Source organism: Microbacterium sp. bgisy203, assembly GCF_965345155.1.
Taxonomy (GTDB): Bacteria; Actinomycetota; Actinomycetes; order Actinomycetales; family Microbacteriaceae; genus Microbacterium.
In genome coordinates this window covers 248,001-264,526 of sequence record NZ_CBDRLZ010000003.1, presented here as the reverse complement: position 1 = coordinate 264,526, position 16,526 = coordinate 248,001, and the positions used below count along the sequence as shown (strand labels likewise).

The 16,526-nt window shown below is 69.3% G+C and carries 19 protein-coding genes and 1 tRNA gene; 8 read left to right on the top strand and 12 right to left on the bottom strand.

The window, feature by feature from the left end; all coding sequences use genetic code 11:
- Positions 1 to 9 precede the first annotated feature (9 nt).
- Positions 10 to 1,338 carry an ABC transporter substrate-binding protein gene (locus ACRVYW_RS07120; protein ID WP_431803073.1) on the bottom strand — a complete coding sequence of 443 codons (1,329 nt, stop codon included), beginning with the start codon at positions 1,336 to 1,338 and terminating at the stop codon, positions 10 to 12.
- 258 nt (positions 1,339 to 1,596) lie between these two features.
- On the opposite strand from ACRVYW_RS07120, the gene ACRVYW_RS07115 reads away from it, so the two are divergent.
- Positions 1,597 to 2,601: a LacI family DNA-binding transcriptional regulator gene (locus tag ACRVYW_RS07115; protein WP_431803072.1), complete on the top strand. Its 1,005-nt coding sequence runs from the start codon at positions 1,597 to 1,599 to the stop codon at positions 2,599 to 2,601.
- 73 nt (positions 2,602 to 2,674) lie between these two features.
- On the opposite strand, the gene rplL is transcribed toward ACRVYW_RS07115, so the two are convergent.
- Both rplL and rplJ read right to left on the bottom strand, forming a co-directional pair.
- A complete protein-coding gene (gene rplL, locus ACRVYW_RS07110; RefSeq protein WP_431803070.1) occupies positions 2,675 to 3,058 on the bottom strand; it encodes a 50S ribosomal protein L7/L12 in 384 nt (127 codons plus the stop codon).
- Positions 3,059 to 3,121: 63 nt separating this feature from the next.
- Positions 3,122 to 3,610 carry a 50S ribosomal protein L10 gene (gene rplJ / locus ACRVYW_RS07105; RefSeq protein WP_431803068.1) on the bottom strand — a complete coding sequence of 163 codons (489 nt, stop codon included), beginning with the start codon at positions 3,608 to 3,610 and terminating at the stop codon, positions 3,122 to 3,124.
- A 439-nt stretch (positions 3,611 to 4,049) separates the two neighbouring features.
- On the opposite strand from rplJ, the gene ACRVYW_RS07100 reads away from it, so the two are divergent.
- The 5 genes from ACRVYW_RS07100 to ACRVYW_RS07080 all read left to right on the top strand — a co-directional run bounded on the left by ACRVYW_RS07100 (position 4,050) and on the right by ACRVYW_RS07080 (position 9,120).
- Positions 4,050 to 4,718: a hypothetical protein gene (locus ACRVYW_RS07100; RefSeq protein WP_431803066.1), complete on the top strand. Its 669-nt coding sequence runs from the start codon at positions 4,050 to 4,052 to the stop codon at positions 4,716 to 4,718.
- Positions 4,719 to 4,745: 27 nt separating this feature from the next.
- Positions 4,746 to 5,462: a YqaJ viral recombinase family protein gene (locus tag ACRVYW_RS07095; protein ID WP_431803064.1), complete on the top strand. Its 717-nt coding sequence runs from the start codon at positions 4,746 to 4,748 to the stop codon at positions 5,460 to 5,462.
- Positions 5,463 to 5,685: 223 nt separating this feature from the next.
- Complete coding sequence (locus tag ACRVYW_RS07090) at positions 5,686 to 7,458, top strand: MDR family MFS transporter (RefSeq protein ID WP_431803062.1); 1,773 nt, start codon at positions 5,686 to 5,688, stop codon at positions 7,456 to 7,458.
- Positions 7,459 to 7,467: 9 nt separating this feature from the next.
- Positions 7,468 to 7,929 (top strand): MarR family winged helix-turn-helix transcriptional regulator, encoded by a 462-nt coding sequence (locus tag ACRVYW_RS07085; protein WP_431803060.1) that lies wholly within the window; start codon positions 7,468 to 7,470, stop codon positions 7,927 to 7,929.
- A gap of 159 nt (positions 7,930 to 8,088) precedes the next feature.
- Positions 8,089 to 9,120, top strand: coding sequence for an NADP-dependent oxidoreductase (locus ACRVYW_RS07080; protein WP_431803058.1), 1,032 nt, complete (start codon positions 8,089 to 8,091; stop codon positions 9,118 to 9,120).
- Between the two features lie 24 nt (positions 9,121 to 9,144).
- Here ACRVYW_RS07080 and ACRVYW_RS07075 read toward each other — a convergent pair whose 3' ends face one another.
- A complete protein-coding gene (locus ACRVYW_RS07075) occupies positions 9,145 to 10,044 on the bottom strand; it encodes a LysR family transcriptional regulator ArgP (protein WP_431803057.1) in 900 nt (299 codons plus the stop codon).
- Between the two features lie 54 nt (positions 10,045 to 10,098).
- On the opposite strand from ACRVYW_RS07075, the gene ACRVYW_RS07070 reads away from it, so the two are divergent.
- On the top strand, positions 10,099 to 10,767 hold the full coding sequence (locus tag ACRVYW_RS07070) for a LysE/ArgO family amino acid transporter (protein WP_431803055.1): 669 nt from the start codon (positions 10,099 to 10,101) through the stop codon (positions 10,765 to 10,767).
- 30 nt (positions 10,768 to 10,797) lie between these two features.
- On the opposite strand, the gene ACRVYW_RS07065 is transcribed toward ACRVYW_RS07070, so the two are convergent.
- A complete protein-coding gene (locus ACRVYW_RS07065) occupies positions 10,798 to 11,139 on the bottom strand; it encodes an iron chaperone (RefSeq protein WP_431803053.1) in 342 nt (113 codons plus the stop codon).
- A 45-nt stretch (positions 11,140 to 11,184) separates the two neighbouring features.
- On the opposite strand from ACRVYW_RS07065, the gene ACRVYW_RS07060 reads away from it, so the two are divergent.
- A complete protein-coding gene (locus ACRVYW_RS07060) occupies positions 11,185 to 11,460 on the top strand; it encodes an acylphosphatase (RefSeq protein WP_431803052.1) in 276 nt (91 codons plus the stop codon).
- Positions 11,461 to 11,524: 64 nt separating this feature from the next.
- On the opposite strand, the gene rplA is transcribed toward ACRVYW_RS07060, so the two are convergent.
- From rplA to ACRVYW_RS07025, 7 genes are all read right to left on the bottom strand, one after another.
- Positions 11,525 to 12,214: a 50S ribosomal protein L1 gene (gene rplA / locus ACRVYW_RS07055; protein ID WP_431803051.1), complete on the bottom strand. Its 690-nt coding sequence runs from the start codon at positions 12,212 to 12,214 to the stop codon at positions 11,525 to 11,527.
- Positions 12,215 to 12,227: 13 nt separating this feature from the next.
- Positions 12,228 to 12,659 (bottom strand): 50S ribosomal protein L11, encoded by a 432-nt coding sequence (rplK, locus tag ACRVYW_RS07050; RefSeq protein WP_431803049.1) that lies wholly within the window; start codon positions 12,657 to 12,659, stop codon positions 12,228 to 12,230.
- A gap of 266 nt (positions 12,660 to 12,925) precedes the next feature.
- Complete coding sequence (nusG, locus tag ACRVYW_RS07045) at positions 12,926 to 14,017, bottom strand: transcription termination/antitermination protein NusG (RefSeq protein WP_431803047.1); 1,092 nt, start codon at positions 14,015 to 14,017, stop codon at positions 12,926 to 12,928.
- Positions 14,018 to 14,074: 57 nt separating this feature from the next.
- Complete coding sequence (gene secE / locus ACRVYW_RS07040) at positions 14,075 to 14,338, bottom strand: preprotein translocase subunit SecE (protein WP_431803045.1); 264 nt, start codon at positions 14,336 to 14,338, stop codon at positions 14,075 to 14,077.
- Positions 14,339 to 14,409: 71 nt separating this feature from the next.
- Positions 14,410 to 14,482: transfer RNA gene (locus ACRVYW_RS07035), tRNA-Trp, on the bottom strand.
- 161 nt (positions 14,483 to 14,643) lie between these two features.
- The gene (locus ACRVYW_RS07030; RefSeq protein WP_431803043.1) at positions 14,644 to 15,081 is read right to left on the bottom strand and encodes a pyridoxamine 5'-phosphate oxidase family protein; all 438 of its coding nucleotides are present in this window, start codon (positions 15,079 to 15,081) and stop codon (positions 14,644 to 14,646) included.
- A 69-nt stretch (positions 15,082 to 15,150) separates the two neighbouring features.
- Entirely contained in the window at positions 15,151 to 16,515 is a 1,365-nt protein-coding gene (locus ACRVYW_RS07025; RefSeq protein ID WP_431803041.1) for an NAD-dependent succinate-semialdehyde dehydrogenase, read from the bottom strand.
- Positions 16,516 to 16,526 lie beyond the last annotated feature (11 nt).

Here is a 16,526-nt window from a genome sequence, read left to right as displayed (position 1 = left end):
CAGGCGTGATCAGTTGTTGTAGCCGGCCTGGATGTCTTCGAGGACCGTGGCCTGGTCCTTGCCGTCGATCCAGTCGACCATGCCCTTCCAGAACGAGCCCGACCCGACCGTGGCGGGCATGAGGTCGGACGCGTCGAAGCGGACCGTGGTGTTCGGGTCCTGCAGCAGCTCCATCGCCTCGGTGAGGAACGGGCTGGATGCCTTCGACGGGTCGGCGTTCAGGTTGGCCGAGATCGCGCCGCCCTCGCTGACGCGGGCGTCGGCGAACTCGGGGCTCGACATGAACTCGAGGACCTTCTGCGTGGCCTCGTTGTCGGAGAAGCCCGCGACGAACTCGCCGCCGACCTCGATCGTCGCCGAGCCCTCTTCATAGCCCGGGAGGACGAACGCGTAGACGTCACCGTCGGGGCCGACCTCGGGCGTCTTGCCGTCGGCGGTCTGCACCGTCAGGAAGTTCGCCGTGAGGAACGACGCCTGGTGCGTCAGGGCGCACGACCCGTCGGCGACCTTCGCCGCGACGTCGCCGAAGGCGGTGTCGTTGATGCTCTTGACGTCACCGAAGCCGGCGTTGACGTAGTCCGGGTTCAGCAGGATCTCGCCCACCGCCGTGAACGCATCAGCGATCGGCTTGTCGGTGAACTTGACGTCCCCGTCGACCCACTGGTCGTAGACGTCGGCGCCGGACTGCCGGAGGACGAGGTCCTCGATCCAGTCGGTGCCGGGCCAGCCCGACGCGTCGCCCGACTCGAAGCCGGCGCACCAGGGCGCCGAGCCGGTCGTCTCCTGGATGGTCTTGGTCATCGCGAGCAGCTCGTCCCAGGTCTTCGGAACCTCGAGGCCCCACTCCTTGAACTTCGCCGGCGAGTACCAGACATAGCCCTTGATGTTCGCGAGCATCGGCGCCGCGTAGAACGTGTCGTCGAAGGTGCCGTACTTCTTCCAGTCGGGCGACCAGTTGGCATCCACGTTCTTCTCGACCGCCTCGGGCGCCGCCTTCACGTCGCCCGTGTCGACGAGCGTCTTCAGCAGACCCGGCTGCGGGACGATCGCGATGTCGGGAGCGTCGCCGCCGGTGACCTTGGTCACGATGTTGCCCTCGAAGCTCTTGTCTCCCGAATAGGTGACCTTGATGCCGCTGTCGGCGCTCCAGTCGTCGAAGACCTTCTGCAGCGCGTCGGCCTCGGAGCCCGTGATGCCGCCCGAGATGCGGACCGTACCGCCCGCGTCACCGCTCTCTCCGCCCGATCCGCCGCCGCCTTCGGCGCAGCCTGCGAGGGCCAGCGTCGCGACACCGGCCAGTGCGAGAGGCGCCATCCAGCGCCGCCGTGACATCCCCATGTGATTCCTCCTCGTTGAGTGCTCGGATGATCCTGATGCTCAGGTGATCGTGATGCACAGGGTTCCCCGTAGGGAACCGATTCCATACCACGCTATTGTCGCTGGCCGCGAAGCGCAATATGCGGCATGTCACGAGCCGATAACGGCCGTGGATGCCGCGTGGGAGCGCACCCACGGATACGCAACCGGTTCCATTGAACGGCTCGGATCGGTAAGGTTCTCGCAGACTCGTTCTCTCAGACTCGAAGGAGAGTTGCCATGCGGGGGATCGCGGAGGTGGCCGCGCGCGCCGGGGTGTCCAAGGCGACCGCCAGTCGCGCCCTGTCCGGCGCCGGGTACGTCTCCGAGGCGACGCGCGACCGGGTGCGGGCCGCCGCCGCCGAGCTCGGCTATGTCCCCTCGACCAACGCCGTGAGCCTCGCCACGGGCCGCACCCGCAACATCGGCGTCGTCATGCCCTACGTCAACCGGTGGTTCTTCGCCGAGGTGCTCGAAGGCATCCAGCGTTCACTCCTCACCGCCGGACTCGACCTCACCCTGTACGACGCGAAGCCGGGGACCGACGGACGCGCGCGCATCTTCGACGACTTCCTCGCCCGCGGCAGGTTCGACGGACTGATCGCCGTGGGGCTCGAACCCGTCGACCACGAGCTCGAGCACCTCACCCGCATCGGCCGGCCGATCGTCAGCATCGTCGGGTCGGGCGAGCAGACGAGCGTCGTCGCCGTCGACGACGACTACGCCGCGCGGCGCGCCACCGAGCACCTCATCGGCCTGGGGCACCGCGACATCGCCTTCATCGGCGGGGCGACGGGAGCGCACTGGGCCCACGTCGACCAGGAGCGGCTCGCGGGCTATCGGCACGCGATGCGCGAGGCGGGGCTGTCGGCGCACGTGCGGCACATCGCCTCGGAGGTCACGATGCCCGGCGGCTACGCGGCCGCCGCCGACCTGCTCGGCGATGCGCGCAGCCGCCCGACGGCGCTCGTCGGCGTCTGCGACGAAGTGGCGATCGGGGCGATCATCGCCGCGCGGCGCCTCGGCATCCAAGTGCCGTCCATGCTCAGCGTCGTGGGCATCGACGACCACGAGTTCGCCGACATGTTCGCGCTGACGACGCTGCAGCAGGTGCCGCGCGACCAGGGTGCCGCGGCGGTCGACGTGCTCCTCGGTGAGATCGCCGACCCGCTCCGCGAGCGGACGACGCTGCGCATCCCCTCCCGCCTGATCGTGCGGAACTCCACCGCGGCGCCGGCGGAGTGACGCGCACAGCTCGTCGAGGAACGACGAAGGCCCCGGTTGCCCGGGGCCTTCGCGGTACGCGTGGAGCGTGGAATTACTTGAGGGTGACGGTCGCGCCGGCCTCTTCGAGGGAAGCCTTGGCCTTCTCGGCGGTCTCCTTGTTGGCGCCCTCGAGGACGGCCTTGGGGGCACCGTCGACGACGGCCTTGGCCTCGCCGAGGCCGAGCGAGGTGAGCTCGCGGACGACCTTGATGACCTGGATCTTCTTGTCGCCGGCAGCCTCGAGGATGACGTCGAACGAGTCCTTCTCCTCCTCGGCCTCAGCGGCGCCCGCGCCACCGGCGGCACCGGCCACGGCGACGGGAGCGGCGGCGGTGACCTCGAACTTCTCCTCGAACGCCTTCACGAAGTCGTTCAGCTCGACGAGGGTCAGGCCCGCGAACTGGTCCAGCAGCTCCTCAGTGGTGAGCTTTGCCATGATGTTTCTCCTAATGGAATGGGCGATCTGCCCGTGTGGTGTGTGGAAAGAAGACGCCCCCGCTCACGCGGCTTCGGCGGTCTCCAGCTTTTCGCGAAGCGCGTCGATGGTGGCCGCGGCCTTGCCCATCGTCGCCTTCATCATGCCCGCAGCCTTCGCCAGCAGAACCTCGCGGCTCTCGAGCGAGGCGTACTTGTTGACCTCGTCGGCCGTGAGGGCGTTGCCCTCGAAGATGCCGCCCTTGATCACCAGAAGCGGGTTGGCCTTGGCGAAGTCACGCAGAGCCTTGGCAGTGGCGACGAAGTCACCGTGCACGAAAGCGACGGCCGAGGGACCCTTGAGGTCCTCGTCCAGAGCAGTGATCCCCACGTTGTTCGCGGCGATCTTGGTCAGCGTGTTCTTCACCACGGCGTACGAGGCGTCCTGACGGATGCTGTTGCGCAGCTCCTTGAGCTGGGCGACCGTCAGACCGCGGTACTCGGTCAGCAGAACGGCGTTCGAGTCCTCGAAGTTCTTCGTGAGCTCGGCAACCGATGCGTCCTTCTGCGCCATGGTCACTCCTTGGATGTGTACGTGACGCCCCACGATGGCGGGGCGCCGCCTCCGTCCGCTCTCTTGCGAGACACACCCCGCATACGCGAAAAAGCTCCGGCGCAAGCGCACGGAGCTTCGATACGGTTTCCCGGGAATCCTGTGACACCTGCGCAGGCCCCTGCGATGCAGAGCTTCGTCGGTGTTCACCTTGCGGCATCCACCGAGACCAGCGGTCTTTGGCTACCTGCAGTCTACGCCGTCCCCGCCCCTCCCCCAAATCGCGCCCCTCCCTCGCCCTTCAGGCTCGCGAATCACCTCCGGATTCGCGAGTCACCGCCCGATACGCGCGAGTTCGGCGGTGATTCGCGAAAGGGGTGGTGATTCGCGAGCGGGGCGGGGATGCCGGGGGCCTACGCTGGATCGTGCCGTTCGCGACCGACGAGTAGGATGAGCCTCGGTGTTCCAGATGATCCTCGCCGAGACGCTGCCCGACGTCGTGGCCGCCGAGACGGACGCCGGGGCGCAGGCCCGCCCGGTCGACGCCGATGCCGCCGCCGCAAGCACCCGCGGCGACTACGGGCGCGTCTCGCGCTGGGCCCTGGGCCTTCTCGGCACAGCAGGAGCCGCACTCGCGACACTCCTCGCCGCCTTCCCGCTCTCTCTCGTGGGGTCGGGCGACGACGCCGGAGACCTGGTGTTCGGTGCGATCTTCGTCGCGGTCGCCCTCGCCATCGGCATCCCCTCCGTCTGGCTGCTCGTGGCCCTGCACCGGTCAGGCCGGCGCCTCTCGCGCGCGGCGGGTTACTGGGCCGCCCTGCCTTACCGGCTGGGCCGGCGCGCGCCGCGTCGCGGAGACTGGTTCGCGGTGCGATTCCTCGGCTTCTCGTCCGACCTGCTGTTGAGACTCATCAGCTCGGTCCTCGCGGGACTCGCCGCGATCTTCACGCTCGTCGGGGCCGTCCGTGCGATCGCGACGGGCGCCCCCGCGTGGGAGGTCGTCTTGTGGCTCGCGTGGGGCGTGCTGTTCACGGCCGTCTGCGTGGGCCAGTTCGGCGGCGTCCAGCGAATCCAGAACGGGCACACCGCGCGCGATCCGTGGACCTTCGCGCGCCGCAATCGTCGCTGACCCGATCTCGGGGTTAGCCTCGAAGACATGACTCCGGAGGCCATCGCACGCATCGCCCCGGATCTCGCCTCCCGCATCGTCGCCGATTCGCGCGACCGCGTCGGCTGGATGCGCGCCCGCTCCCGCGGGATCACCGCGACCGACGTCGCCCAGCTCACGAGCCACACGGCCATCGCCCGCGCGGCGGACGCGAAGCTCGGCGGCGGCAGCGGGTTCTCAGGGAATGCCTACACCGACCACGGCCGGCGCCGCGAGCCCGAGATCGCCGCCTGGGTCGCCGCGACCCACGGCATCCACCCCTCCTCCGCGCTGTTCCACGCGGTCGTCGAGAAGCGGCATCTCGCGACCCCCGACGGCATCACGGTGGATGCCGACGGCCGCGTCACTCTCGCGGAGATCAAGACGACCAACAAGACGTGGCGCTCGATCCCGCGCACCTACCTCCGCCAGGTCTGGTGGCAGCAGCACGTGCTGGGTGCGGAGCGGACGCTCGTCGTCTGGGAGGAGCACGACGGGTTCGTCCCCGTCGGCGACGAGCCGCGGTGCGCGTGGGTCGACCGCGACGAGCGAGAGATCGCCCAGCTCGTCCGTCTCGCGACCGAGCTGATCGACGAGCTCTACCGGCGGACGACCCTGCGGCGCACAGGACAGGCGGCGCAGGCGCAGCCGGGCGAGGGGATGCCGCAGACCCGCCCGACGATGAGGCCGCGCGAGCCGTATCGGGCGCTCGCGCTGTCGGACTGATCTCGAACGAGGAAGCGCGGGGCGTTTCGACTCGCTGCGCTCGCGGGGCGACCGGGGCTCTCGCGTAACACCCGGCGCCTCGACGCGGGATGGTTGACGTGGGTCAACGACGGTCATATAGTTGACGTCTCTCAACGGTTGACTCAGCTCAACCTTCAGGCATCCATCGTCGCGTGCCACCCGCGCTCTGCGCCACCCCTCTCCAGGATTCGAAGGAACACGTATGTCCGCCACTTCCACCGATGCGGCCGCGCCGCCGCGCATGTCGCACCGTCAGGTGCTCGAGGCCCTCTCCGGGCTCCTCCTCGGCATGTTCGTGTCGATGCTCGCCTCGACCGTCGTCTCCACCTCGCTTCCGGTGATCATCCACGACCTCGACGGCGACCAGGCCGCCTTCACGTGGGTCGTCACCGCGACCCTGCTCACGACCGCGATCTCGACTCCGATCTGGGGCAAGCTCGCCGACCTCACGAACCGCAAGGTGCTCTACCAGCTCGCGATCGTGATCTTCGTCGTCGCGACCGCCGCCGCGGGCTTCTCCCAGAGCCCCGAGATGCTCATCGCCTGCCGCGCCGTGCAGGGCATCGGCGCCGGCGGTCTCGCCGCCCTCAGCCAGGTGCTGATGGCCGACATCATCTCGCCGCGCGAGCGCGGCCGGTACATGGGCCTGTTCGGCGGCGTCATGGCCCTCGCCACGATCGGCGGGCCGCTGCTGGGCGGTGTCATCACGGATGCCTGGGGCTGGCGCTGGAACTTCTTCGTCGCGCTCCCTGTCGCCGTCGTGGCGCTGATCCTGGTGCAGACCACCCTGCACGTGCCCGCGCGGCCGAGGAAGAAGACCACGATCGACATCGCCGGGATCGTCCTCCTCTCGGTCGCCGTGAGCCTTCTGCTCATCTGGGTGACCAACGCCGGCACCACCACGACCGGCGCCTGGGAAGACCTCGCGAACAACAACGACTGGTGGAGCCTCACGAGCGTCCTCATGGTCGGCGGCGCGCTCGTCTGCGCGATCCTGTTCGTCATCGTGGAGCTGCGCTCGGCCGAGCCGCTCATCCCGCTCTCGCTGTTCCGCAACCGCACCTTCACGCTCTCGGTGATCGCCTCGATCGCGACCGGCATCGCGATGTTCGGCGCGTCGGTGTTCCTCAGCCAGTACATGCAGCTCGCCCGCGGCGCGACGCCCACCGAGGCGGGCCTCATGACGATCCCGATGATCGGCGGTCTGCTGATCTCCTCGATCGGCGTCGGCGCACTCGTGACCAAGTTCGGCACGTGGAAGCCCTACCTCATCGTCGGATCGGTGCTCCTCGTCGCCGGTTCGTACCTGCTGTCGACGATCCATTACGACACGAACTTCTTCCTCGTCTCGGTCTACATGTTCCTGCTCGGCGCGGGCGTCGGCATGACGATGCAGAACCTCGTCCTGGTGGTCCAGAACACCACCCGACCCGAAGAGATCGGCGTCGCGAGCTCGGGCGTCACGTTCTTCCGGAGCCTCGGCGGCACGGTCGGCGTCTCGGTGATGGGCGCGGCCCTCGCCGCGAAGGTCACCCAGCTCGTCGGCGAGCGCAAGGAGGACATCCAGGCCGCGATCATGAGCCTCGGCGACAAGGCGCAATACTGGGCCGAGCAGCTCCAGTCCGGCTCGCTGCCGAAGGTCTCGGCCATGCCCGAGGCGCTGCGCACCGTCTTCGAGAGCATCTACGGCACCGGCATCTCACACGCGTTCCTCATCGGCGTCCCGTTCGCGGTGCTGTCGCTCGTGGCGATCGTGTTCCTGCCGAACAAGCCGCTCACCACGATGACGACGACCGAGCGCCTCGAGGCGAGCGAAGCAGACGTTGCGACCGTCTCGGTTCCCGAGGCGATGGCGACCCTCGGCGCGACGGGCGCGGTCCCGTCGGTGTCCACCGACAGCGGTGCGGATGCCGACACCGCCGCCGACCGCGACGACACCCGCGCCGGCCGCGGCGGCGACCGCCCCTCCCGTTAGGCTCCTGCCGTGACGGAGGACGAACTCAGAGCCCGCACCGCCGCCGTGCGGGCTCTGGAGGCGGAGTTCGGCGAGTTGATCAACCGCATGCGCGGCATCCTCATGGAGAACGCGCAGCGGGTGAGCCCCGGAATGCTCCCCGGCGCCTACAAGATCTTCACGACGATCGCGCGCCGGGAGCGGATCTCGCAGTCGGCGCTCGCCGACCTCCTCGTCGTCGACAAGGGGCAGCTCAGCCGGTCGGTCCGCGAGCTCGAGCAGTTGGGTCTGATCCAGCGCGAGCCCGACCCCGAGGACGGACGGGCGAGCATCCTGTCCGCCACGCCCTACGGCCTGGAGCGTCTGGAGGCGGCCCGCCGTCCGCAGGAGGACACACTCGTCGGCGCCCTCGAAGAGTGGCCGCTCGAGGACATCGACACCCTCACGCGGCTCCTGCACGCCCTGACGGCCGGCGTCCTTCCGCACCTCTGACGCCCTCCGCCGCCGCGCCGCCGCCCGCTTGTCAGTCCTCGAGCACCGGCCTTCTCGGTGCGGTAGCACCGGCGTAACGCAATCGTGACAATCCCGGGGTTGGATGGGGTCATCACCGACACTCGGCGGCGACGTGGACACGGGCGGAAGGACACGACCATGAGATTCCGACCGTTGCGGGCATCGTCCACGCAGGGCGCCGTCCAGGACGAGGCTCCCGAAATCCCCGAGGAGATGCGCGCGATCGTCATGGATGCCCCGGGCGTGCCCGACGTGCTGCGCGCGACGACGATCCCCACGCCCGCGCCGGTGCTGAGCGAGCTGCTCGTGCGGGTGGCCGCGGCGGGGGTGAATCCGATCGACGCGAAGACGCGCGCGGGCGGCGGCGTCAGCGGATCGATCGATGAATACCCTTCGACACTCGGCTTCGACTTCAGCGGGGTGGTCGTACAGACCCCGTACGAGGCGCACCCTCTGCCGGTCGGCACCGAGGTGTTCGGCATGGTCCCCTTCCCCCGGTCGTGCGGGACCTACTCCGAGTACACGGTTGTCCCGACGCTGTCGGTCGCACGCAAACCCGCCTCACTGTCGCACGTCGAGGCGGCGGGCGTGCCGCTGGCCGCCCTCACCGCGTGGGGGCTCGTCGTCGAGACTGCTCACGCCCACGAGGGGCAGCGCATCCTCATCCACGCGGGCTCGGGCGGCGTGGGCCACTTCGCCGTCCAGCTCGCCGCCTACTTCGGTGCCCACGTGACCGCGACAGGATCCGGGGGCAATCTCGGCTGGTTGCGCGAGCTCGGGGCATCCGTCGTCATCGATCACACCACGATGCGCTTCGACGAGGTCGCCGGTGAGGTAGACGTCGTGATCGACCTGGTCGGCAACGTCTACGACGACACCGGCACCCGCTCGTTGCGGGTGCTCCGACCGGGCGGGCTGTACATCCTCGTTCCGACGGGTTCATGGTCGGGCTATGCCGACGCCGCGGCCGACGCCGGCGTACGCGCGACGTCGTACAAGGTGGCCCCCGACGGCGGGGTGCTCGCGACGGTCGGCCGGCTGCTCGAATCCGGTGCCATCCAGGTGTACGTCGACCACGTCTTCCCCCTCGCCGAGGCGGCCGCAGCGCACGCCGAGCTGGAGAAGGGCCACACGCGCGGCAAGATCGTGCTCGCCGTCACCGAGCTCTGAGTTCCCCTCTCCCTCGTTCGCAGGTCAGACCGCGAGCACCCGCCGCCCTTCCGCGACGACCTCGCGGGCGACGGCATCCAGCAACGCCGAGCGGAGGTTCCACTGCTGCCAGTGGAGCGGGACGTCGATCGGCGCTCCGCCCAGCGGAACGAGCGCGCCCGCCGCGAGCGCCTCGGCCGACTGCAGACGCGGCAGGAGCGCCCAGCCGAGCCCGAGCGCCGTCGCGGTCGCGAAATCGTGAGACGCGGGCACTCGGTGCCGGGGCGGCGCGGCGGGGTCGACGCCGCGCGCGGCCAGCCATCGCGACTGGAGGTCGTCGCGTCGGTCGAAGTCGATGAGCGGCGCGGCGGCGAGGGCCTCGGTCGTCGGTCCCTCCGGCAGCCAGGTCGCCACGAAGGCGGGGGTCGCGACCGCCTCGTAGCGCAGCACCCCGAGCGGCTCGGCACGGCAGCCGCCGACGGGCTCGGCGCGCGAGGTGACGGCCCCGGTCACGGTGCCGTCTTCGAGCATGCCGGCAGTGAAGTCCTGATCGTCGCGGTGCAGGTCGAACACGACGGGATACCGTGCGCTCAGGCGCGCAAGCGGTGAGAGGAACCAGGTCGCGAGAGAGTCGGCGTTCACCGCGAGCGCGACGCTCACGCGCGCGGACGCGTCGCCCATCTCGGCGGCGGCGTCGGACTCGAGAAGCGCGACCTGGCGCGCGAACCGCACGATCGCGTGCGCGGCGGGGGTCGCTCGCAGCGGCTTCGCGCGGACGAGCAGCACCCGACCGACCTCGTCCTCGAGCGCGCGGATGCGTTGACTGACCGCCGAGGGAGTGATGTGGAGGGTCGCTGCGGCAGCCTCCATGCTCCCCGCGTCGAGCACGGCTGCGAGCGTCGCCGCGCCGAGGGCGGGAATCCGCATGATGAAGCTCACCTTCATGGACGTAAGAATCCTGAACTGGACTGTATCAGTGCGCCCGCCTACCGTCGAAGAGTGCTCCCCTCCCTCGTCGCCGGTCTCGGGCTCGGTCTCTCGCTCATCGTGGCGATCGGCGCGCAGAACCTGTTCGTGCTGCGGCAGGGCATCCGCCGCGAGCACGCGCTCGCCGTCGCCGCAGTGTGCGCGCTGTCGGATGCCGTGCTGATCGCGGTCGGCGTCTCGGGGCTCGGCGCGATCCTCCAGGCCGCACCCTGGCTGATCGACGCCGTGCGGTGGGCCGGCGCCGCCTTCCTGCTGGGATACGCGGCTCTCGCGGCACGACGGGCGCTGCGGCCGAGCGGCGTCGCGCTCGCGGTCGATGAGGCGGGCGGCGCCGGCGCGAGCGCTCCTGCCGTCGTTGCGACCGGGGCGCCGCGTGCGACCGCGACCGCCGCACGCCTCGCGCCGGCGCTCGCCACCTGTCTCGCGCTGACGTGGCTGAACCCGCACGTCTATCTCGACACGGTGTTCCTGCTCGGTTCGGTCGCGAACACGCACGGGGAGGACCGGTGGTGGTTCGCGGTGGGGGCGATGACGGCATCCGTCGTGTGGTTCTTCTCGCTCGCGCTCGGAGCACGCTACCTGGGGCGCTGGCTCTCGACGCCGCGCGCGTGGCGCATCCTCGACGGCGTCATCGCCGTCGTCATGCTGGCGATCGCCGTGAGTCTCGTCCTCCCGCACTGAGGGGGCGCTGACGCGGCCGACCCTGCACGATCAGCTACCCTCGATCTGCGTCTTCCGCGCCTGCACGAGCGCACGGACGGTGTCGTCGGGAAGCGGCTCGGTGAAGCGGATCGTGCCCTTCGCATGATCGACGCCGTCCAGCAGCGGCGCGATCTCGTTGATCGCGGCGGGACTGAACGGATAGATGCCGAAGTGCTTCTTCGCCCGCATGACCGACAGCAACGGCGACCCGCGGTAGACGAGCGCCGGCATGCCGTAGCCGAGCCCCTGCTCCGCATCGGGGGCGACCTGACGGGCGATGTCGTAGGTATGGGCGATGATCGCGGCATCCCCCGGCTCGAGCGTCGCGAGATAGTCGTCGATGGTTCCCATAGCGGCATCCTTCCCGTTCGACGGCCATCGGGACAAGATGGGGGAATGAGACGCGTGCACGTACTCGTGAGCGGAGAGGTCCAAGGCGTCGGCTTCCGCTACACCATGCAGCAGGCGGCCGAGCGAGCCGGGGTGAGCGGCTGGGTGCGGAACCTCCGTGACGGCCGCGTCGAGGCGGAGATCGAAGGCGAGGACGCCGCTGTCGCCGACGTGCTGTCCTGGGCATCCGTCGGCCCGCCCGCGGGGAGCGTGGATGCCGTCGACGTCCGCGACCTGCCGGTGTCGGGCGGGAACCGCTTCGAGGTCCGCCGCGACGGGTGAACGCCGCGCGGACGAGAAAGGGGCCCCACCCGAAGGTGGAGCCCCTTTCGTGACCACCGGGTGATCAGGCGAGGGTGTTGACGTCCAGCGGGATGCCGGGGCCGAACGTGGTCGACACGGCGCCCTTCTGGATGTAGCGGCCCTTCGCGCTGGAGGGCTTGAGGCGCACGATCTCTTCGAGCGCGGCCTTGAAGTTCTCGTCCAGCTGCTCGGCCGTGAACGAGGCCTTGCCGACGACGAAGTGCACGTTGGCGTGCTTGTCGACGCGGAACTCGATCTTGCCGCCCTTGATCTCCTCGACGGCCTTGGCCGGGTTGGGGGTCACGGTGCCGGTCTTGGGGTTCGGCATGAGGCCACGGGGACCGAGGACCTTACCGAGGCGACCGACCTGGCCCATGAGCTCGGGCGTCGAGACGGCCGCGTCGAACGCGGTCCAGCCGCCGGCGACCTTCTCGATGAGCTCGGCGCCGCCGACCTCGTCGGCGCCCGCGGCGATGGCGGCCTCGGCGGCCGGGCCCGTCGCGAAGACGATGACGCGCGCGGTCTTACCCGTGCCGTGGGGCAGGATGACCGTGCCGCGGACCATCTGGTCGGCCTTGCGCGGGTCGACCGCGAGCTTCAGGGCGACCTCGACGGTGGAGTCGGTGTTCTTCGACCCGGTCTCCTTGGCGAGACCGACGGCCTCGGTGGACGTGTAGAACTTGTCGCGGTCGATCTTCGCCGCGGCTGCTTCGTAAACCTTGGACTTAGCCATTGTCGTTCCCCCCTCAGTCCTCGACCGTGATGCCCATGGAGCGGGCGGTGCCGGCGATGATCAGCGAGGCGGCCTCGATGTCGTTCGCGTTCAGGTCGGGCATCTTCGTCTCGGCGATCTGGCGGACCTGATCCTTGGAGAGCTTGCCGACCTTGGTGGTCAGCGGGTTGGCGGCGCCCTTGGGAACGCCGGCAGCCTTCTTGATGAGCTCCGCCGCGGGCGGGGTCTTCAGGATGAACGTGAAGCTGCGGTCCTCGTAGACGGTGATCTCCACGGGGATGACGTTGCCGCGCTGCGACTCGGTCGCGGCGTTGTACGCCTTGCAGAACTCCATGATGTTGACGCCATGCTGACCGAGCGCGGGGCCGATCGGCGGCGCCGGGTTGGCGGCACCGGCGTTGATCTGAAGCTTGATCAGGCCGGTCACCTTCTTCTTCGGTGCCATTCTTCTTCCTTCTGTCGAGCGCCGCGGCGGATGCCGGGGCGCGCTTCCACGCACCAGGCGAACCCTGGAGGTGGTGGTGGATGCCGCGCAACGCGTGCGCAACCTCTTAATTCTACCCGATCGGCTGGATTCCGGCATCCAGCCGTCTCTTGCTCCCATCAGGGAGACAGGAGATCTCACGAGAACAGGACGCTCCCCGCGGGGAACGTCCTGTCTCGGTGAGATCTCCTACGCCGGCGATGTGCGTGCGTCGGCGCGGGGATGCCTTACTGCTTGGTGACCTGGTCGAACGAGAGCTCGACGGGGGTCTCGCGCTCGAAGAGCGAGACGAGGACGGTGAGCTTGCCGCGCTGCGCGTCGATCTCGCTGATCGTGCCGGGAAGGCCCGCGAACGACCCCTCCTTGATGGTGATCGTCTCGCCGACCTCGAAGTCGACCTCGGTGATGACCGAGCGCGCCTGCGTCGACGAGCCCTTGGCGGCGCCCTTCGCGGGGGCGACCTCGGCGACCTGCACGAGGGACTTCAGCATGTTGAAGGCCTCTTCGAAGCGCAGCGGCGTCGGGTTGTGGGCGTTGCCGACGAATCCCGTGACGCCGGGGGTGTGGCGGACGACCGACCAGGTGTCCTCGTTGAGCTCCATGCGCACGAGCACGTAGCCGGGGATCCGGACGCGCGTGACCATCTTGCGCTGGCCGTTCTTGATCTCGACGACGTCCTCCATCGGGACCTCGACCTGGTAGATGTCCTCTTCGACCTCGAGCGTGTTCTTGCGCTGCTCGATGTTGGCCTTCACCTTGCGCTCGAAGCCGGCGTACGAGTGGATGACGTACCACTTGCCGGGGAGCGACCGCAGTTCGGCGCGGAACGCCTCGTAGGGGTCTTCGGGGGTCTCATCGGCCTCGATGTCGGCGTCGACGTCCGCCTCGACCTCGTCGATGGCGTCGGAGACGGCCGAGACCTCGGCGACCGCCTCGGGGTCGAGGACGGGCGCGTCGGGCTCGCCGTTCACGTCGGGGCCGTCGTACGGGGTGACGTCATCGGCCGCGGCGGCGGCCTGCTCGGCGGCCTCCTCGGCGAGCGAGTCGTTGAGAACCTCCGCGGCGGCTTCCGCCTCGGCGGCCTGGTCGATCTCGAGTGCGTCGTTCACGATGGCGTCTGCCTCCGGGTCGTCGATGTCGATGTCGTCGAGATCCTCGTCGTCGCCGTCTTCGTCCACGACGTGGATCGCGACGGTCTCGGCGGCGGAGGAGGCGTACTCCTCTTCGGCGAGGACGTTGCCCTCCTGGGCTTCGTCGTCCTCGCTGGACTGCTCCGCGGCGGTCGCCCAGTCGGCGTCGTCGACATACTTTTCAGACACGTGTGTTCTCTTCCCTCAGGAGTGGGGCCAGGCGTGTGGCCGCTCGGATTCCGTCGCTCAGCTCGGGATGCCGAAGACGACATCCACGATCAGGGTCGAAACCCAGTCGAGGCCGTACACGATCGCCATCATCACGATCACGAAGCCCAGGACCACGCCGGTGTACTTGATGAGCTCCTGCCGGGTCGGGGTGACGACCTTGCGGAGTTCAGCGAACACCTGACGCATGAAGAGTGCGATCCGCTGGAAGAAGTTCAGCTGCTTCTCCCGCGACGCGCCGCCTGCTGCGACGACGTCGCCGTGCGCCTCTTCCTGGACCATGTACCCACCCATGTGACTTGCTCGTGCGAATTGCTCGGACTTGCTTCCGTGCCAGCGTGTGCTGACGCGCGCAGGGCGGACAGGAATCGAACCTGCAACCTGCGGTTTTGGAGACCGCTGCTCTGCCAATTGAGCTACCGCCCTAGATCTCGGAGGCCCGGGATCACAGGGGGAAATCCGCCCCTCCACCGCAGCGCACCACTGTGCGGGCACGGCGAAAGAATGCAGATTTCGACTGCACTGACCAGTGTACGTCATGGCCGTCAGGGGCGCGAACGCGCACCTGCTCTGCCACCGGGTCACCGTCAGTACTGCTGGATGCCGTACCGGTCGGGCTCCTCGCCCCGCTCGAAGTCCCGGCCAGACACCGACGTCGGGACGATGCGGACATAGTTGTACTTCACCGTGGGGATCCAGGGCTTCAGCGGCAGGGCGTCGGCCTCGGAGACTTCGTCGGCGGTCAGGAGCCGGCGCGCGGTGCCGCGGACGACGACGCTCCAGGCATCCGTGTCGGTATGCTCGTCGACCTCGAAGAGCACCTCGTCGTTGATCGTCAGCTCGGTGAGCTTGCTGCCCTCCGCCGTGCGGAACAGGAGCGTCCCATTGTCGACGACGTAGTTCACCGGGAAGATGTCGAGGACGTCGCCGACGTGCGTGACGAGCCGCCCGAGCTCCTGCTCGGACAGGCGGTCCCAGCATTCACGGTCGGTGAGGCGGGTGATGGGGTCGGGCGCATTGTCCATGCCCCCCATCTTGCTCCGCCGAGAGCGGCGGCGGTAGGCGCGGTTGCCGGGAGTATCGACGCTGCAGGGTCAGGGCCCCGTGCGGATGAGCTTCTTGTTGACGAACTCGTCGGCGGCCAGCAGGCCCATCTCACGCCCCGTGCCGCTGCGCTTGACGCCGCCGAAGGGAAGCTCGGGCGAGTCGGCGAGCACGAGGTTGACGTAGACCATCCCGGCCTCGATCTTGTCGGCGATGCGCTCGGCCTGTGCCTCGTCGGTCGTGAAGACATACGAACCGAGACCGAACGGGGTGCCGTTGGCGATCTCGACCGCCTCGTCCTCCGAGCGGGCGCGGTAGACGACGCCGACGGGTCCGAAGAACTCCTCGCGGAAGGCATCCATCTCGGGCGTCACGCCCGTGAGCACCGTGCCCGGGTAATAGGCCTCGTCGCGGACGCCGCCCGTGACGACCGTGGCGCCCTGCGCGACGGCGCGGTCGACCTGCTCGGCGAGACGCTCCGCCGCCGTCAGCGACGACAGCGGACCGAGGACCGTGTCTTCCGCGAACGGGTCGCCCACGGTCGCGTCGGCCATCGCGGCGCTGAACTTCTCGACGAAGGCGTCGTAGAGGTCGTCGGCGACGATGAAACGCTTGGCGGCGTTGCACGACTGGCCGTTGTTGTCGAGGCGCGCCTCGACGGCGGCCTGCACGGTGGCGTCGAGGTCGTCGGTCGACAGCAGGATGAAGGGGTCGGAGCCACCGAGCTCGAGCGCGACCTTCTTGAGGTTGCGGCCGGCGATCTCGGCGACCGCCGCGCCCGCGCGCTCGGAGCCGGTCACCGAGACGCCCTGCACGCGCGGGTCGGCGATGACGGTCGCCGCCTGATCGTTCGTCAGGCGGACGTCGGTGTAGGCCCCGTCGGGGAAGCCGGCGTCGTGGTAAATCGTCGCGATCGCGGCGGCCGACTCGGGGCACTGCGGGGCGTGCTTGAGGAGGATCGTGTTGCCGAGCGCGAGGTTCGGCGCCGCGAAGCGCGCGACCTGGTAGTACGGGAAGTTCCACGGCATGATCCCGAGGAGCACGCCCAGCGGCGAGCGGCGGATGACGGCCGTCCCCTCCCCCAGGATGTCGATGGGGAGGTCGCGGGTGATCTCGTCGATGTGGTCGGCGTAGAACTCCGTGATGTCGGCGGCGAAGTCGACCTCGCCCTCGGCGGCGGCGAGGGGCTTGCCCATCTCGCGCACGATGATCGCGGCGAGCTCGTCGCGGCGCTCGCGGTGCAGCCCCGCGACCTTCCGGAGGAGGGTCGCCCGCTCGGCGGGCGTCGACGTGCGACCCCACGAGCGGAACGCCGCGTCGGCGCCCGCGATCGCCGTCTCGACCTCGGCATCCGTCGCCGTGGGGTACGTGGCGAGGGTCTCGCCGGTGGCCGGGTTCACGACTGCGTAGTCCATGTGCGTGCTCC

Coding starts and splice junctions, on each gene's coding strand:
- ACRVYW_RS07120 (WP_431803073.1), bottom strand. CDS start 1,338: ATGGGGATGTCACGGCGGCGCTGGATGGCGCCTCTCGCACTGGCCGGT.
- ACRVYW_RS07115 (WP_431803072.1), top strand. CDS start 1,597: ATGCGGGGGATCGCGGAGGTGGCCGCGCGCGCCGGGGTGTCCAAGGCG.
- rplL (WP_431803070.1), bottom strand. CDS start 3,058: ATGGCAAAGCTCACCACTGAGGAGCTGCTGGACCAGTTCGCGGGCCTG.
- rplJ (WP_431803068.1), bottom strand. CDS start 3,610: ATGGCGCAGAAGGACGCATCGGTTGCCGAGCTCACGAAGAACTTCGAG.
- ACRVYW_RS07095 (WP_431803064.1), top strand. CDS start 4,746: ATGACTCCGGAGGCCATCGCACGCATCGCCCCGGATCTCGCCTCCCGC.
- ACRVYW_RS07090 (WP_431803062.1), top strand. CDS start 5,686: ATGTCCGCCACTTCCACCGATGCGGCCGCGCCGCCGCGCATGTCGCAC.
- ACRVYW_RS07080 (WP_431803058.1), top strand. CDS start 8,089: ATGAGATTCCGACCGTTGCGGGCATCGTCCACGCAGGGCGCCGTCCAG.
- ACRVYW_RS07075 (WP_431803057.1), bottom strand. CDS start 10,044: ATGAAGGTGAGCTTCATCATGCGGATTCCCGCCCTCGGCGCGGCGACG.
- ACRVYW_RS07065 (WP_431803053.1), bottom strand. CDS start 11,139: ATGGGAACCATCGACGACTATCTCGCGACGCTCGAGCCGGGGGATGCC.
- ACRVYW_RS07060 (WP_431803052.1), top strand. CDS start 11,185: ATGAGACGCGTGCACGTACTCGTGAGCGGAGAGGTCCAAGGCGTCGGC.
- rplA (WP_431803051.1), bottom strand. CDS start 12,214: ATGGCTAAGTCCAAGGTTTACGAAGCAGCCGCGGCGAAGATCGACCGC.
- rplK (WP_431803049.1), bottom strand. CDS start 12,659: ATGGCACCGAAGAAGAAGGTGACCGGCCTGATCAAGCTTCAGATCAAC.
- secE (WP_431803045.1), bottom strand. CDS start 14,338: ATGGTCCAGGAAGAGGCGCACGGCGACGTCGTCGCAGCAGGCGGCGCG.
- ACRVYW_RS07030 (WP_431803043.1), bottom strand. CDS start 15,081: ATGGACAATGCGCCCGACCCCATCACCCGCCTCACCGACCGTGAATGC.
- ACRVYW_RS07025 (WP_431803041.1), bottom strand. CDS start 16,515: ATGGACTACGCAGTCGTGAACCCGGCCACCGGCGAGACCCTCGCCACG.